General features: G+C 53.9%; 12 protein-coding genes, 2 tRNA genes and 2 rRNA genes (1 of these 16 cut by a window edge). 7 read left to right on the top strand and 9 right to left on the bottom strand.

From position 1 onward, the window contains the following. From gmd to CEW89_RS11545, 7 genes are read left to right on the top strand one after another with little or no spacing between them, the layout of a single operon-like run. On the top strand, positions 1–1,119 hold the full coding sequence (gene gmd / locus CEW89_RS11515; protein WP_096807213.1) for a GDP-mannose 4,6-dehydratase: 1,119 nt from the start codon (positions 1–3) through the stop codon (positions 1,117–1,119). Between the two features lie 23 nt (positions 1,120–1,142). Then, positions 1,143–2,522: a lipopolysaccharide biosynthesis protein gene (locus CEW89_RS11520; RefSeq protein ID WP_157779828.1), complete on the top strand. Its 1,380-nt coding sequence runs from the start codon at positions 1,143–1,145 to the stop codon at positions 2,520–2,522. A 43-nt stretch (positions 2,523–2,565) separates the two neighbouring features. Then, positions 2,566–3,828: an O-antigen polymerase gene (locus CEW89_RS11525; RefSeq protein ID WP_096805999.1), complete on the top strand. Its 1,263-nt coding sequence runs from the start codon at positions 2,566–2,568 to the stop codon at positions 3,826–3,828. Between the two features lie 45 nt (positions 3,829–3,873). Next, a complete protein-coding gene (locus tag CEW89_RS11530) occupies positions 3,874–5,106 on the top strand; it encodes a polysaccharide pyruvyl transferase family protein (RefSeq protein ID WP_096806000.1) in 1,233 nt (410 codons plus the stop codon). Then, positions 5,103–6,281 carry a glycosyltransferase gene (locus CEW89_RS11535; RefSeq protein WP_096806001.1) on the top strand — a complete coding sequence of 393 codons (1,179 nt, stop codon included), beginning with the start codon at positions 5,103–5,105 and terminating at the stop codon, positions 6,279–6,281. The genes CEW89_RS11530 and CEW89_RS11535 overlap by 4 nt, the downstream gene beginning before the upstream one ends. After that, positions 6,274–6,852: a putative colanic acid biosynthesis acetyltransferase gene (locus CEW89_RS11540; RefSeq protein WP_096807214.1), complete on the top strand. Its 579-nt coding sequence runs from the start codon at positions 6,274–6,276 to the stop codon at positions 6,850–6,852. Before CEW89_RS11535 ends, CEW89_RS11540 begins: the two co-directional genes overlap by 8 nt. Further along, positions 6,849–7,811 carry a glycosyltransferase family 2 protein gene (locus CEW89_RS11545; protein ID WP_157779829.1) on the top strand — a complete coding sequence of 321 codons (963 nt, stop codon included), beginning with the start codon at positions 6,849–6,851 and terminating at the stop codon, positions 7,809–7,811. Before CEW89_RS11540 ends, CEW89_RS11545 begins: the two co-directional genes overlap by 4 nt. Positions 7,812–7,823: 12 nt before the next feature. On the opposite strand, the gene CEW89_RS11550 is transcribed toward CEW89_RS11545, so the two are convergent. The 9 genes from CEW89_RS11550 to CEW89_RS11595 form a co-directional block, all read right to left on the bottom strand. Then, entirely contained in the window at positions 7,824–8,618 is a 795-nt protein-coding gene (locus tag CEW89_RS11550) for a LamG domain-containing protein (RefSeq protein WP_096806003.1), read from the bottom strand. 4 nt (positions 8,619–8,622) lie between these two features. Then, positions 8,623–8,889 (bottom strand): spike base protein, RCAP_Rcc01079 family, encoded by a 267-nt coding sequence (locus tag CEW89_RS11555; RefSeq protein ID WP_096806004.1) that lies wholly within the window; start codon positions 8,887–8,889, stop codon positions 8,623–8,625. Between the two features lie 410 nt (positions 8,890–9,299). Further along, positions 9,300–10,061 (bottom strand): efflux RND transporter permease subunit, encoded by a 762-nt coding sequence (locus tag CEW89_RS11560; RefSeq protein ID WP_157779831.1) that lies wholly within the window; start codon positions 10,059–10,061, stop codon positions 9,300–9,302. Between the two features lie 225 nt (positions 10,062–10,286). Next, the gene (locus CEW89_RS11565; RefSeq protein ID WP_096806006.1) at positions 10,287–11,498 is read right to left on the bottom strand and encodes an FAD-dependent monooxygenase; all 1,212 of its coding nucleotides are present in this window, start codon (positions 11,496–11,498) and stop codon (positions 10,287–10,289) included. Positions 11,499–11,532: 34 nt separating this feature from the next. Beyond that, positions 11,533–12,300, bottom strand: coding sequence for an ABC transporter permease (locus CEW89_RS11570; protein WP_096806007.1), 768 nt, complete (start codon positions 12,298–12,300; stop codon positions 11,533–11,535). Between the two features lie 247 nt (positions 12,301–12,547). Then, positions 12,548–12,624: transfer RNA gene (locus CEW89_RS11580), tRNA-Met, on the bottom strand. 55 nt (positions 12,625–12,679) lie between these two features. Beyond that, positions 12,680–12,794, bottom strand: a 5S ribosomal RNA gene (rrf, locus tag CEW89_RS11585). An 88-nt stretch (positions 12,795–12,882) separates the two neighbouring features. Next, positions 12,883–15,708 (bottom strand): 23S ribosomal RNA (locus CEW89_RS11590). A gap of 409 nt (positions 15,709–16,117) precedes the next feature. Then, positions 16,118–16,124, bottom strand: a tRNA-Ala gene (locus CEW89_RS11595); it runs 69 nt beyond the window's last position.

The following is a 16,124-nucleotide window of genomic DNA, read 5'->3' on the forward strand; positions in this document are numbered from 1 at the left end:
ATGAAAAAAGCGCTGATTACCGGAATTACCGGCCAAGACGGGTCCTATCTCGCGGAATTCCTGCTCGAAAAGGGCTACGAAGTCCATGGCATCAAGCGTCGCGCCTCCTTGTTCAACACCCAGCGCGTGGATCACATCTATGAAGATCCGCACACCGACAAGGCGCGGCTGAAACTGCATTACGGCGATCTGACCGACACGTCCAACCTGACGCGTCTGCTTTCCGATATTCAGCCCGATGAGGTCTATAACCTCGGCGCGCAATCTCACGTTGCCGTGTCTTTCGAAGCGCCGGAATACACGGCCGATGTCGATGCCACCGGTACGTTGCGTTTGTTGGAAGCGATCCGCTTCCTTGGGCTGGAAAAGAAGACCCGGTTCTATCAGGCCTCGACTTCAGAGCTGTTCGGCAAGGTGCAGGAAATCCCGCAGAAGGAAACGACACCGTTCTATCCGCGTTCACCCTATGCCGTGGCAAAAATGTATGCCTACTGGATCACCGTGAACTACCGGGAGAGCTACGGCATGTATGCCTGCAACGGCATTCTCTTTAACCACGAGAGCCCGCGCCGAGGCGAGACCTTCGTGACCCGCAAGATCACCCGCGGCCTCTCGAACATCGCCATGGGCCTGGAGCCCTGCCTCTACATGGGCAACATCGACGCGCTGCGAGACTGGGGCCATGCCAAGGATTATGTACGGATGCAGTGGATGATGCTGCAACAGGACGAGCCCGAAGATTTCGTGATCGCAACCGGTGTGCAGTATTCGGTGCGTGAGTTCATCACCTGGACAGCGCGCGAGCTTGGCATGGAGCTTGAATTCAAAGGCGAGGGGGTGGAGGAAACTGCCACAGTTGCCGCGATCACCGGCGACAAGGCCCCGGCCTTGAAGGTCGGCGATGTCATCATGCGTATCGACCCCCGCTATTTCCGACCCGCAGAGGTCGAGACGCTTTTGGGCGACCCGACGAAAGCCAAGGAAAAGCTGGGCTGGGTGCCGGAAATCACGGCGCAGGAAATGTGTGCGGAGATGGTCGAGGAAGACCTGAAAGCCGCCAAGCGTATCGCGCTTTTGAAGGAGCACGGGTTGGAACTACCCGTATCGGTGGAAGGGTAATCCCCTTTCTAAGGCCGTCTAATATGAATGGTGCAAAACACGTCAGTATCCATCGCCGTGACTTTCACGCTCTTCGTGAGAATGATCCAATTCAATCCGGCGCAGAGGAGGTAAAGGCGTCAAACAGGCGTGTTTCAAAAGTCATTGTTTCAATGCTTATGAGCAATGGACTAACCATCTTATTGCAATTGCTGATGGTCCCCGTGCTTATTTGGGCATGGGGGGCGCCTCTTTTTGGGGAATGGATCATTCTCTATACCATACCCGGGTACCTTTCCCTGACGGATTTCGGCATCATTGCTTCGTCGAATAACAAGATCGAAGCCCATTGCGCGCGGAAACGCTATCTCTCCGCAAACAGAACGTATCTTTCCTCCGTTTTAGTTCTGTTTGCGATGTTATCCTTGGTCGTTTTCGTCGGTGCACTGATCTGGGCAGTCTTTAGGGTCCAGTTTGTCGGGCTTTTTGAAATTCTCAGTGAATCCGATGTCCTGACAGTCGCGATTTTGTTGTTTGTTGATGCCTTGCTCATGCTTGTTCTGAATCATCATTCAGCGCTTTATCGAACCCTCGGTAAATTTGATCTCACCGTCAATTGGCAAGCATTGGGCCGTGTCGTCCCTCTCGCAGGCCTTTGTTTTGCTGCGGCCCTTGGTGCCAATATCCTTTGGGCTGCACTTACGATGCTGATGCTTCGAACAACCCTCTTCCTAGTCATGATGAACTCCATTCGTCGGCACGTGAAATGGATCAAGATAGCCTGGTTGAGGACCAGCAGAAAGGAAGTAACCAATCTGGCCAGTGGTGCGATTGGGTTTATGACCTTACCCTTGTCAAACATGATCTACCTGCATGTCACGACGCTGGTTGTAGCTGCAATTTCAAACCCTCTCATGGTTGCAACCTTTTCCACCATGCGCACCTTTACCCGCATGATTCCTCAATTCGTCGCCATCGCCGGGCGGTCCAGATGGTCGGAAATTTCCAAGGCGAATGCCCGCGGAGATCATGCATTGATTGCAGGAATGAAAAAAAGCGTCCTCACCCAAACGGTACTCCTGACAGGTGTGGCTGCTCTGGGATATATTTTACTTGGGAAGATCTTTTACCGCTTTTGGACAGGGGGCGAATTGCCATTCGATCCCCTCCTGTTTTATGCGCTTTTGATCAACGCAACCCTCATAGCCTGCTATTACTCTTTGGAGGTCTTCTTACTCGCGACCAACAAGGTGAAAGGCTATGCGACGGTCTTTCTTGTGATTACCTTTCTGCAAATCGTGGCGGGCTATGGCCTTTCAAAAATCATCGGCGTCGCCGGTTTTCCGATTATGGGTGCGGTGGGGGCGTTGACAATATGTTCGGTACTAATTGCCAAGGTTGCGAGCGCTGCAAAAAATAGATGAGCAGTGTGAAAACCGGGCAACGACAAGCACGAAGGAAAAATGAATGGAACCGTTGATCGTTGCAATCTTCTATTCGATCGGGCTTTGCGCCGCACTTTGGGGCGGGTTACGAAATGCTACCGGTGTATTTTTACTATATTTCACGCTTGGCGGAATGCTTCCTTATTTTGCGGCGCTTGAAGCGGGTAGGTATGAGACATTTCTAGGCTTTTATTTGGATACAGAAAATTTCGAAACCGCAGCGATCTTTCTGTCTTTGGCTTTCGCTCTTACAATGATTTCATCTGTCATCCGTTTGGCTCCCCGAGCAAATCCGCAAACCGTATTGTTCATTCGAGAAGGTAGGCTTGTTCAGTTCGCACTCTTTTCGCTATTTTGTTTTTTAGCTTACCTTGCCCTCTCAATCGCGTTTGCTGGCAGTTTACAGAATGCGCTCATTGCGTCTTACGCTCGTGTTCGCACCAATAGTTCGTTGGCGAATTTACGCTCCGTATTTTTTTGGGGGGCGGTTGTATTCTCTACATTCGCATTTTTTGGACTGAAATTTAATATCGTATCCAAGCGTGTTAAAGTGATTGTCATGCTGTCGGTCCTAGGCTCTTTATGCCTTTCTCTCGTAGATGGAGGTCGCGCAATATTAATCCTGTTCGTTCTTTCACTTTTCATGAAAGAAATCTTGAATGCTCGGAAAATCACTTTGCTTTTATTCTCGCTCGTTGGCAGCCTAGCTATCTCGGTTTTATCTTATTTTATGCTGAGTTGGCGTTATGCTGCCCAAGGCGCTGAAATTACGTCAGAAAATAGCTTATCATTGAGTGGGGCGTTTACAGGATTGGCGTTCATTGATCATTTTCAGTTGAGCATCGAATATGCAAAGGAACTGGGATTTGATTATGGGCTCTCCTATCTCAATGCAGCTATTTCCTTTGTCCCTCGCGCATTGTTCCCTGATAAAGCGACCCCACTGGCTGCACAGGTACGTGGCTATCTTTATGGCGATGAAACGGGTGGCATTCCCCCAGGCTTGTTCGGAGAGAGTTATATTGCATACGGCGTGATCGGAGTTGTCGCCGTCGCTTTGCTGTATGGTCAAGCTCTATTTTTTGTTGCGAAATTATCAACGGCAGCCGCCAAATTAGACTGCCCAGTGCGATACGCGACAGCTGGAATAATCGTGCCATTGATTGGATTCACTCTTGTCAGGGGAGGTTTGGATATTGGTGTCTTGAGAGTGGGATTGCCATTTTTTTGGATATTTATAGCAACAACACTTTCGACCAAAAGACGGCAGCATGAAATCACATGAAAAGGCGACAATTAGGATGACAATCTATCTACGAAGCTACATTCAATGAAAGTCATGATCACAAACGCGTATGGTCGTTCCAATCGAGGCGATTCTGTCCTTTTGGATGAGTGCATTGCGGAAATCACATCGGCAGTGCCAGATGCAGAGATCGGATGTTCGGTTTTCGAAGGCATCGCGGCTTCGCGCGCTGTGCATCCAGATGTCACTTGGTCCGAACGGATCGGCAACACGTCAGCTTCGGGAAAACTTGCGAAACTCGTCACATTGATGCGTTTGCTGATTGCCGCGCTAGCGACTGTTCCCGGCCTCTCTTTTGTGGCGCGTCTATTGCCCTCATCACAATACCAGAGTTGGAAAATGATCCGTGCGGCGGACATCGTGGTCAGTGCACCGGGCGGGTATATTCACGACACGAATTTTGCCTATTATGTGGCTTTGCTTCACATTTTTTTGCCGCGCAAAGCCGCGCGAAACATCTTGGCCCCTCAGAGTATCGGCCCGATTGACACGCCTTTCGCGCGCCTCATCGCGCGCTGGATTTTTATGAAGACCGATGCGATCTGCGCACGCGAAAGCTATTCTTGGCATTTCTTGCACGAAACACTCGCGCTGCCTGAACGTCTGCTGCGGCGCTCTGGGGACAGTGCCTTCTGGAATTTTTATGTCAGCAATGCAGGCCCCGCCATTGTACAAGCCTGGCACGAGATCGGGGTCGAACCGTCAGCAAAACCGATCCTTGGCCTGACGGTTGTGAACTGGACCTTTCCCAAATCTGTGGACATGGAGATGAAGCGGCGAGACTACGTGACATCGATGGCCAAAATCATTGACCACATGACGAAGGCCCATGACATGCAGCCTGTGATCTTCAATCAGGTCTCTGATGATTTGCCGATGGCCGAACGCATCGCCGCCGCCTGCGATACTCAGGTGGCCATCGACCGAACCTCTCGTGAACCAGAGGAGCTTCGCGCCCTCATTGGACGTTCCTCTCTGTTTCTGGGCACCCGCTTCCATTCCTGTATCTTCGCGATGATGGCGGATCGCCCCACGCAGGCCATCGCCTATCTGCCAAAGACCAGCTACATTCTGCGCGATCTGAAGCTCGACGAGCGGCAATTTCCCATTGATGATCTCGATCCCACTGCAGTGATCGCGGCGTTGGAACGCGATTTTTCCGACCTCGCGACCGCACGGGCGGAAATTTCCGGCGCCGTTGAAACCTATCGGCAAACCCACGCAAAATTGAGCGATGTATTGCAGGAGACGACATGACTGAAAAGCAACGCATCTTGGTTCTCACACCGGCAATCGGACGCCGCGGTGGCGGCGTTTCCGAGGCAGCGCGGCTTTATGCTGAAGCGGTGCTCGCCGATGGCCGTTTCGACCTAGAGGTCGTTACCTTGATGGATGCAGATTTCGAGACCGACCGAGACGCTTGGCCGGATATCCCTATCCATGCTTTTAAGTCATACGGCCCTGCGCGCTATGGTTTCTCGCCCGGAATGTTACGTTACGTTGTAGGCGTGCGCGCGGCTACTGTGCATGTCCACGGGATTTGGACATTCCATGTCTTCTGCGCGGCACTTTGGTCCCTCCTGCGACGACGCCCCGCGCTGGTCACGCCGCATGGCATGTTGGAGCACTGGATTCTACAGCGCTCGCCCCGTCTTAAAGCAGCCGTCTCGACCCTCTATCAACAGCGATTTCTGCGGAGTGCTGATCTGCATGTGCTGACTGAAAAGGAAAAGGCGGATGTCGCTGCAGCGGGTCTGCCGACCGCTCGTTGTCACGTGATCCCGAATTACGTGCTTCCTTTTGCTGAAGTTGCGAAACGTCCCGGCTGGTGGCGTCCAGAATTCGCAGAGCGGCGCGTGTATTTGTTTTTGGGGCGTATCCACGACAAGAAAGGCTGGCGCGAGCTTTGCGCGGCTTGGGATGAGCTGAGCAGTACCGATCCGAGCTTTCGCGACAGTGCTCAATTGGTATTCTGCGGTTGGCCCGATGACTGTCCCGATTTCGAACCTACCATTGAGGCGCTGCATGAACGCTTCGGCAATGCGCTGTTTGCCGGGCCGCAATATGGTGTTGATCGTGACCGTAGTTTGGCCGCCGCAGATATTTTTCTCTTGCCGTCAAAAAGCGAAGGCCTGCCAATGTCAGTTCTCGAAGCTTGGGCTGCGGGAGTACCCTGCATGATGACCCGCGCCTGCAATCTCGATCAGGGTTTTGATGCCGGAGCTGCTTTCGAGACAAGAGAGAGCGCGGAGTCAATCGCCACGACTTTGCGCGGTCTTCAGGCAAGGACCACCAAGGACCTTAACCGGGCTAGTCTGGCGGCGAAGTCTCTTGTGGCAGAAAAATTTTCACAAAAGAACGTCGGGCAGCAGTTGTCCGACCTGTTTCAGGATCTGATCACCAAACAATCCAAGAGGCTTTACCGTGACTAAACCTCTCGACGCAACCCATGCCGATCCTTTCGCCGGTGCGCCGACTTTCTCGCTGGCGAACAGGGTGGAGCGTTTCGCTTTCGGGATCGTTTGGCTATTATGCGCAAGGTGGACCCCGCCACAGGCACGGCGTTGGCGCAATTGGCTGCTGCGCAGATTTGGGGCCAAACTCGCGCTGAGCGCAAACGTGTATCCCAGTGCACGCATCTGGTTGCCCCGCAACTTGACGATGCAGGCTTTTTCCTCCCTTGGACCAGGCGTGATTTGCTACTCAATGGCCCCGATCAAAATCGGACGACATGTTGTTATCTCGCAGCGCGCACATTTATGCTGCGGCACACATGCGATCCGGGATCCGCATTTTCAATTGCGTGCATTCCCGATCACGATCGGGGACGATGCATGGATCGCCGCGGAAGCCTTTGTAGGACCTGGTATTACCGTCGCAGAGGGTGCCGTGCTCGCAGCACGTGGTGCAGCATTTTCCGATCTTGAGGAATGGACCGTCTACCGCGGCAACCCAGCGCAGATCCTGAAACCGCGCGCAAGATTTCAAAGGGCACGCCAATGACAGAAACTTTGACGGCGCTGATTCTGACCTTCAACGAAGAAAAGCACATCGAACGATGCATTCGCTCGCTCGATGGCATTGCAGAACGGGTCTGTGTCATCGACAGCTATTCAACAGACCGCACAGTTGAGATTGCCAAAAGCCTCGGGGCGGAAATCGTACAGAACGCTTGGCATGGTCACGCAGCACAATTCCAATGGGGGCTCAACACCTTGGGTATTTGCAGCGACTGGACACTTAGAATCGATGCGGACGAATATCTCGACGAGGAACTGCGCGAGAGCATGAGCGCTTGGCTGGCAGCCCCTCAAAGCACGATAAATGGCGTTTACCTGAGGAGACAGATCGTCTTTCTTGAACAACCAATTCTACACGGTTTCTTTTATCCGCTTAACATATTGCGCTTGTGGAGAAGCGGCGAAGGTCGCATGGAGCAGCGACGAATGGACGAACACGTTATACTGAAATCTCCAAACACCACAGTTCTAAAAGGCGGTGACTTGGTCGATCACAATCTCAATGATCTGAGTTGGTGGATTGCCAAACATAACACCTACGCCACTCTGGAAATGATCTCTCGTGTAGAAGCTAGACACATAAAAGAAGCCTCTGAAGAGGTGTTGACTGGCCAAGCCGCCCGCAAGCGTTGGCTCAAAGAGCAAGTTTACGCACGGCTTCCAGCGACACTGCGCGCCAGTTTCTACTTTGCGTATCGTTATGTGATCGGGCGGGGTTTTCTCGATGGTAAAGCAGGGTTCTTCTTTCACTTCCTTCAGGCCTATTGGTACCGCACGCTCGTAGAAGCTAAATACTTCGAGTTACAGCAACGCGCGAAGACCGCAGGTCTTACGCCCTACGCTATGTTGCAAAAGGAAGGGGTATTCCCTTCCGAAAACGAAGCCGCAGTATACCGCGAGGGTAAGATGGAAGGAAAAAACGGCGAAACAGCACCGAGCTGAAACGCCGCATCGTCATAGCGCTTCCCCTATTTTCCCAGCGACCCAGCTTTCGACGCTCCCTGTTTCACTTGCGTCAAGAAGTCGATTGTAGAAAACCGCTCCAAACAACCGACCTGAGAAAGGGAAGTTAGCATTGGCGCGACGCCCAATATAGAGCGGGAAATTCCCGAAGTTCCCATTCCCCTGATTCGTCGTGACATTCCGTGTCTCGATCCCGTCGATACGAGTGACTGTGGTATCTGAGCTTACTCGCCCGAAAGCGTTCAGAACAAAATTCGTTTGGCTGGGGATCCCGAAATTTATGGCAGACGCTTGGGTTGAGCCCTTGCTGCGAAATTCAAGCGTCCCCGCATTCAAAGTGGCATTGGGAGCGAATACCGCCAAGGTTCCCGCATAATTGTTGGAATTGTCCGAAGTCTCCAGCAGGCAACCAATCGCATCATCGGCAGTTTTGCGCAGACCAAACACGAGTTGCGCAGCATCACTGCCCCAGTCAAACGCCCCCGTGCCATAGCTATCGTCCACTCCATCGAATGCCAACCAGAAGGACGCCCCGTCAGTCTGGAGTGTCGGGCGAGCAGCAGCTGCACTTTGGCTCAGATGCCGATCATTACCACTCTTGTCGCGAATCACGGCAACGCTCTGTCCTGCTGCCGTGACGGGGGCTGTCATCGCCGTGTCCTGAAACATCGAGCTCAGATCACTTGGATCATACCAAGCGACAAGCCCACTCAGAGCCAGGGGGGAAAAGCCCGTTTTCTGTTTTCGGACTGCTAATGTCGAGACGTTCCAATCGAGGCCAAACATCAGTTCACCCCACGATAAAAGCGTGAATACCTGTCGCGGTAGTGCCCGTTGCGTTCACGCGCCGCACGCCCACAGGCAAAATGGCGAAATCCCCAACCGCAACGGTGCGCGTTTCGCTTTTCTGCGTTACGATAGACAGTGTACCCGCACTTTCGATATACAAAGCCACGGCGACCTTGGCGAAGTTCACAGTGTCGGACGGGGTAACCGGGCTAAGATCTGTTGCCGGGCCATTCAGCGAAGGTGTGCGGTTTTTGAAGGGATCAGACATGATAAGGTCCTTTGCTCATGTTTTAGACATGGGTGCATTCCAAGCAGCAGCTTCGATGCCGTTCGCGAAAGAACTAAAGATATTTCTTTACCAAATCTGAAAACCCGCGTGCGTTTGTCACGCAACACGCTGTAAATCCGCCACAAGACAAGCACCCTGATGCGTTCGCCTCAAGGTTTGGTTTCAAAGGGGAAGGTTATAATCTATTTTGAGGACCAAACTGACTTCGCACGGATGGATCTGTGACTATATCGCGCAAAAGCCTGCTCTCTTCGACCTGCATCATTTTATGGAGTCTCGGTACCGCACAAGCTCAGGATGTTGACCTGCATTTTCCGGTTTCTGCGTTCGGAACACCGGGCCTCATTGATATGCCGTCCGGCGAAGTGTTAGACGACGGGCAATTACAATTATCGACCGCTTTTCATAGCGGCACCCAAAATACAATCTGACTTTTCAGATATCTCCGCGCGTTTTTGGGACCTTTCGTTACGCAATTGTCGATGATTTCGATGGCATAGATACCAGCCCTCGATGCCTTCGGGCTGCATCCGGTAGACGGCATCGGCCATGACGATCACCGGGCGCAGCGATCCGTTCATGTCGAAATCATTGACCGAAGACCCCGCGAAGATGGTCGAGAGGATCGAATTAACCTCGCTGACCGAGACACCGAAACTTTCGGCTTTCTGCTGGTCGATGATCAGTTTGAGAACCCCTTCGCTCTCGACGCCGGAGACATCGACGTTCTGCAGGCGTCCGTCCTGATTGGCGAGCGCCTCGATCTCTTCCGCCGCCGCGATCAACGCATCGCGCCCGGTGTTGCCATAGTCCACAAGCTCCATGGAGAAGCCCGAGGTGTTGCCCAGCCCCGGAATGGCGAGCGGCTGTCGGAACATCACCTGACCGGCGCGCAGGCCGGAAAAATGCGTCGTTGCACGCGTGGCCACCGCAGAGGCGGCAAGCTCATCGTCTTCGCGGTCATCGAAATCCTTGAGTTTCACAAAGATCATCGCGGTGTTCTGACCCGATCCGCCAAAGCCAAAGCCTAGCGTCGCAAAGGTGCTGTCCACGGTCGCGCTTTCCTCAGTCAAAAGATAGTCCTCGACCTGCGCCACGACCTGTTCGGTCTGGGGCGTGGTGGAGCCTTCTGAAAGGTTGACCATGACCATCAGCACGACCTGATCTCTTCGATCCCCCCCTCGACGCGCGGGCGAATTTCTGTCTGTTCCTTCGCTACGGCGCGCCCCGGCAAAGTCGTCGTAAAGGGCACCTCCGTCTGGGAAAGCACCATGCTGTGCAGCTCCCCCACCCCCTAAACAGCTGTGGCAAAGAAGAGGCAGCGCGAAACTTCACGCCACCTTGATGCGGACAATTGTCGGCAAAAGCATACGAGATCACTTGACGGTCATCATCTGTCTCTTCTCGCGTCCCGCAAAGCCTCGAGGATCGTAGTCATAGACCCAATCGGTATTGATCCCAGTCGTGCGCGGATCTTCCTTGGCGCGCCGGGCATATTCGGCATCGCGAGCGGCCATCTCCTCCTCGGTCGGCAAATGATAGGTCCGGCCGCGTTCGCGGGCTTCGAGCTGGACTTTCGAGGTGCGCGGACGACGTTCGGCCTCATAGGCCGCGAGGGCTCCGGCCAGATCGTCAGGATAAAGCGCCAGAGCTTCGCCGAGGATATAGCCGTCTTCGATCGCCATGGCCGCCCCCTGCGACAGGAAAGGCAGCATCGGGTGACAGGCATCGCCCAAAAGCGTCACCGCGCCTTTCGTCCAGCTTTCCATCGGGTCGCGGTCGAACAGGCCCCAGTTGTAGACCTCGTCCACCTTGGAGAACAGCTCCGCCAAATCCGGGTGCCAGCCGGCGAAATCAGCGAGCATGTCGTCATGCGAGGCCCGTGTGCTCCAGCTTTCGTCCACCCATTCGGAGGCCTCCGTCACGGCCACGATGTTCACCATCTCGCCGCCTTTGACGTAATAGGTCACCACATGAGCGTTCGGCCCCATCCAGAAGGTGCTGTCGGGATTGACGTAATCCACCACACCGCCCGTCGGCACCAGAGCGCGGTAGCATTGATGCCCGGTCCAGCGCAGATCGCCGGTGCCAAAGAGCGAGCCGCGCACGGCAGAGCGCACCCCGTCAGCGCCCACGATCAGATCGGCCTCAAACGTGCTGCCATCCTCGAACAGCGCGCGCGCGCCGGTTTCGGTCAACTCAACGCCTGTACATTTCACGCCAAAACGACAGCATTCGGGCGGCAGTTCATTGGCGAACAGATCGAGCAGATCGGCGCGGTGAATGTGGATGTAGGGCGCATCGTAATGGGTCTGAAACTCCGCCCCAAGGTCGATGCGGAAATTTTCCCGCGCGGTTTGCCAGTTGCGTCCGACAATGGCCTTGGGGCAAAAGCCGCTCTCAAGAAAGCGCTCATAAAGCCCAAGCCCCTTGATCGCTTTCACCGCATTGGGGGTCATCTGCACCCCCGCGCCAACCTCGCCAAAGGCGGGGGCCTGTTCGAAAATGGTGACGTCGTGACCTTTCGAGAGCACAGCATGGGCCGCTGCGGTGCCACCAATGCCACCGCCGATAATACCGATCTTCATGATTTTTCCTTTTCTTATAGTGTGTTGCGGGCGCTCATTCGCGCCAGCGCAAGAGTTTCTTTTCCACCCGCCCCAAAACGCCGCGTTCCAGAATCTGCATCGCAAGGATGAAAATGATCGCCACAGCAGCCACCTCGCGCATCCGCAGCGTGCGGAAGCTGTTGAAGATCGAGGCGCCGATGCCATCGGGCTGACCGATGGCTTCAACCACGACGACGAGTTTCCAGGACAGAGCGAAGGAAAAGCGCATCGCGGTCAAAAGTGCGGGCATGAGTTGTGGAATCAGAACCGCACGCAGCCGGACATTGCGCGGCAGGTGATAGATTTGTGCCATTTCATCGAGGCTTTTGTCCCGCGCGTGCACATTGGAGCGCACGATATTGGTGACAAAGGGCACCACCGCGATGGTGAGCGCAATGAAACCGGCCATTTCGCCCGTGCCGACGGCCAGAATGGCGAAGATGATATAGACCGGGTCCGGCACAGCAAGCGCCAGGGCCAGAAGCGGCTGAAAAAACGCCTCGGCTTTTTCGTTGAGGCCGATGACCAGCCCCAGAATGGCGCCCGCGACCGAGGCCGCAAAGAACGATGCGAGGACTCGACCCAAAGTGAGAAAGAAGTCGTCCCAGAAGGCCCCGCTCTGAAGGGCACGGCCCATGGCCGAGAATGTGGCTTCGATCGAGGGCACCCAGGGCCGGAAGGCAATCGACATGACATGCCAGATCAGCAGGATCGAGATCAGCGCGATCGCCCCACTGAGAAGACGCGCAAACGCGCCTCCCTCGTCCCTGCCCCAATCCAACTCCCCGAAGACCTCCCCCGCCTCTATCGAGGCTATGTCGATAACCTTGTTGCAACATTGACTGACGAAGGCGTCGCAGGCAGGGCCAGCGATGAACTCCACGAGCTATTGGACAGTGTTGTGGTGTCTTGGGACGCGGACCGGAAGGTCCATGAGCTGGAACTGCGCGGGAAGTTGCTCGAACTCATTGGAAAGCCCCAAGGGAAATCCCTTGTTGTCGACACTGATCAAGAAAGTTCGTTGAAGTTGGTTGCGGGAGTAGGATTTGAACCTACGACCTTCAGGTTATGAGCCTGACGAGCTACCGGGCTGCTCCATCCCGCGACAGGGTCGAATGTGTGTTAAGCATCGTATGAGAGATTAATAAGCTGATTATTAGGTTTGGCGGTGACCTACTCTCCCACGTCTTAAGACGCAGTACCATTGGCGCAATCGTGCTTAACGGCCGAGTTCGGGAAGGGATCGGGTGTTTCACTGACGCTGTGACCACCAAACCGAATAATGAGCTTATGTCCAAGTCAAGTAAGTTTTGTGTATGCTTTTGATTTCGTTCGAGTAAGAGCAGTTTTGCTTTTACTGGATCAAATCAAGCCTATCGGGCAATTAGTACTGGTCAACTGAATGCATTGCTGCACTTACATCTCCAGCCTATCGACGTGGTGGTCTTCCACGGCCCTCAGGGATACCTTGTTTTGAGGGGGGCTTCCCGCTTAGATGCCTTCAGCGGTTATCCTTTCCGATCATAGCTACCCTGCACTACCGTTGGCACGATAACAGGTCCACCAGTGGATCGTTCACCCCGGTCCTCTCGTACTAGGGGCAACTCCTCTCAAGTATCCTACACCCACGGCAGATAGGGACCGAACTGTCTCACGACGTTCTAAACCCAGCTCACGTACCTCTTTAAATGGCGAACAGCCATACCCTTGGGACCTGCTCCAGCCCCAGGATGAGATGAGCCGACATCGAGGTGCCAAACACTGCCGTCGATATGGACTCTTGGGCAGTATCAGCCTGTTATCCCCGGCGTACCTTTTATCCGTTGAGCGATGGCCCTTCCACTCGGGACCACCGGATCACTATGGCCGACTTTCGTCTCTGCTCGACTTGTCAGTCTTGCAGTCAGGCTGGCTTCTGCCATTGCACTCAACGAGCGATTTCCGACCGCTCTGAGCCAACCTTCGCGCGCCTCCGTTACTCTTTGGGAGGCGACCGCCCCAGTCAAACTACCCGCCACACAGGGTCCCGGGCCCAGATAATGGGTCGCGGTTAGACATCAAGCAGAACAAGGGTGGTATCTCAAGGAAGGCTCCACAGGAACTGGCGTTCCTGCTTCAAAGCCTACCACCTATCCTGCACATGTTGTGCCTGATGCCAGTGTGAAGCTGTAGTAAAGGTGCACGGGGTCTTTCCGTCTAACCGCGGGAAGCCTGCATCTTGACAGGCAATTCAATTTCGCTGAGTCGATGTTGGAGACAGCGGGGAAGTCGTTACGCCATTCGTGCAGGTCGGAACTTACCCGACAAGGAATTTCGCTACCTTAGGACCGTTATAGTTACGGCCGCCGTTTACCTGGGCTTCAATTCAAGGCTTGCACCTCTCCTTTTAACCTTCAGGCACCGGGCAGGCGTCAGACCCTATACGTCGTCTTGCGACTTCGCAGAGCCCTGTGTTTTTAGTAAACAGTCGCCACCCCCTGGTTTGTGCCCCCAGCCAATACTTGCGTAGAAACTGGGCCTCCTTCTCGCGAACTTACGGAGGTATTTTGCCGAGTTCCTTCAACATCGTTCTCTCAAGCGCCTTGGTATTCTCTACCAGTCCACCTGTGTCGGTTTAGGGTACGATCTAATGAGAGGCTATTTCCAGGGACCGCTCAGCCGCCCATTCAATCCGATAAGGATGAACGACCTTTGCGATCCGTCACTTCTCTCTGGCCACTGAATATTAACAGTGTTCCCATCGACTACGCCTTTCGGCCTCGCCTTAGGGGTCGGCTTACCCTGCTCAGATTAGCTTTAAGCAGGAACCCTTGGACTTTCGGCGACAGGGTCTCTCACCCTGTTTGTCGCTACTCATGTCATCATTCTCACTGGTGATCTCTCCACGGGATCGCTCACGCGCCCGCTTCACAGAAAGCTTCGAGCCTCCAATGATCCCGAAGGATCTAAGGAGGCATGAAGCTATATCACACCACGCTCTGCTACCATGCCTTACGGCATCCTCGGCTTCGGCTCATGGCTTGAGCCCCGTTACATCTTCGCCGCAGGACAACTTATCTAGACCAGTGAGCTGTTACGCTATCTTTAAAGGATGGCTGCTTCTAAGCCAACCTCCTGGTTGTTTTGGTCGTCCCACCTGCTTTCCCACTTAGCCATGAATTAGGGGCCTTAGCCGGAGGTCAGGGTTGTTTCCCTCTCCACTACGGGCGTTAGCACCCGCAGTGTGTCTGCCATCTAGTACTCCCGGGTATTCGGAGTTTGGTTAGGATCAGTAAGCCTGTGGGGCCCCATTACCCATCCAGTGCTCTACCCCCCGGGGTATTCGGATGACGCTCTACCTAAATAGATTTCGCAGAGAACCAGCTATCTCCGAGTTTGATTGGCCTTTCACCCCTAGGCACAACTCATCCCGACCTTTTTCAACAGGTGTGGGTTCGGACCTCCAGTAAGTGTTACCTTACCTTCATCCTGGTCATGCCTAGATCACTCGGTTTCGGGTCTGATCCCACGAACTCATGCGCCCTATTAAGACTCGCTTTCGCTGCGCCTACACCTAACGGCTTAAGCTTGCTCGTAAGACCAAGTCGATGACCCATTATACAAAAGGTACGCCGTCAGGACTCGAGGTCCCTCCGACTGCTTGTAGGCGTCCGGTTTCAGAAACTGTTTCACTCCCCTCGTCGGGGTGCTTTTCACCTTTCCCTCACGGTACTGGTTCGCTATCGGTCAGTAAGGAGTACTTAGCCTTCGGGGGTGGTCCCCCGATCTTCAGACAGAATTTCACGTGTTCCGCCCTACTTAATACGTCCAATTGAGCTTCCTGTACGGGGCTGTCACCCGCTATGGCCAGACTTTCCAATCTGTTCCAGTCACTCTCATGGCTCGGCTGGTTCCCGTTCGCTCGCCGCTACTAGGGAAGTCTCTATTGATGTCCTTTCCTCCGGGTACTTAGATGTTTCAGTTCCCCGGGTTTGCTCTTAAAACCCTATGTGTTCAGGTTAAAAGTACCTGTTTCAGCAAGATATAAGCAGCCTAAGCTATTATATCGAACTGTCAGGTGGGTTCCCCCATTCGGAAATCCATGGATCAAAGCCTATTCTCGGCTCCCCATAGCTTATCGCAGAGTATCACGTCCTTCATCGCCTCTTACTGCCAAGGCATCCACCAAACGCCCTTCTCGCGCTTGATTTGATCCAGAAAGAGCAAAACTACATGATGTCCTACCGCCTGTCGGCGACTTGAGGACGAAGTTTGCGAGCAACGCGAGCTGGTAAAGACGCGAAGCTATACTTTCAGGACCAAAAGCATACTTTCCCGCTTCCGATCTTGTATGGGATCGGAAACGCGCTGCAGTTCCGCAGAACCGCAACTTGGTTAGTTTACTTGACTTGGGCAACATCATCTTTTCAGCCGCGATACAGACGTTGGACCGGGAATGTGGTCCGCTGAATGCCTTCCTTGCGGAAGCGACCGAGATCAACCCTCACTTGGGCGATCAACGATGTTGCATTTAATCTCTCTATACGATGTCAATTGTCGTCTAAGATTAGACGAGCAAACACTGATCTCAGTGCTTGCTGATGTAATCTTAGTGGTAATGGTGGA

It is taken from the genome of Celeribacter ethanolicus, assembly GCF_002407265.1.
GTDB lineage: Bacteria > Pseudomonadota > Alphaproteobacteria > Rhodobacterales > Rhodobacteraceae > Celeribacter > Celeribacter ethanolicus.

Excerpts from the sequence above, each read along its gene's own strand:
- CEW89_RS11550 (WP_096806003.1), bottom strand. The coding sequence starts at position 8,618 with ATGTTTGGCCTCGATTGGAACGTCTCGACATTAGCAGTCCGAAAACAG.
- CEW89_RS11545 (WP_157779829.1), top strand. The coding sequence starts at position 6,849 with ATGACAGAAACTTTGACGGCGCTGATTCTGACCTTCAACGAAGAAAAG.
- gmd (WP_096807213.1), top strand. The coding sequence starts at position 1 with ATGAAAAAAGCGCTGATTACCGGAATTACCGGCCAAGACGGGTCCTAT.
- CEW89_RS11520 (WP_157779828.1), top strand. The coding sequence starts at position 1,143 with ATGAATGGTGCAAAACACGTCAGTATCCATCGCCGTGACTTTCACGCT.
- CEW89_RS11555 (WP_096806004.1), bottom strand. The coding sequence starts at position 8,889 with ATGTCTGATCCCTTCAAAAACCGCACACCTTCGCTGAATGGCCCGGCA.
- CEW89_RS11530 (WP_096806000.1), top strand. The coding sequence starts at position 3,874 with ATGAAAGTCATGATCACAAACGCGTATGGTCGTTCCAATCGAGGCGAT.
- CEW89_RS11560 (WP_157779831.1), bottom strand. The coding sequence starts at position 10,061 with ATGGTCATGGTCAACCTTTCAGAAGGCTCCACCACGCCCCAGACCGAA.
- CEW89_RS11565 (WP_096806006.1), bottom strand. The coding sequence starts at position 11,498 with ATGAAGATCGGTATTATCGGCGGTGGCATTGGTGGCACCGCAGCGGCC.
- CEW89_RS11535 (WP_096806001.1), top strand. The coding sequence starts at position 5,103 with ATGACTGAAAAGCAACGCATCTTGGTTCTCACACCGGCAATCGGACGC.
- CEW89_RS11525 (WP_096805999.1), top strand. The coding sequence starts at position 2,566 with ATGGAACCGTTGATCGTTGCAATCTTCTATTCGATCGGGCTTTGCGCC.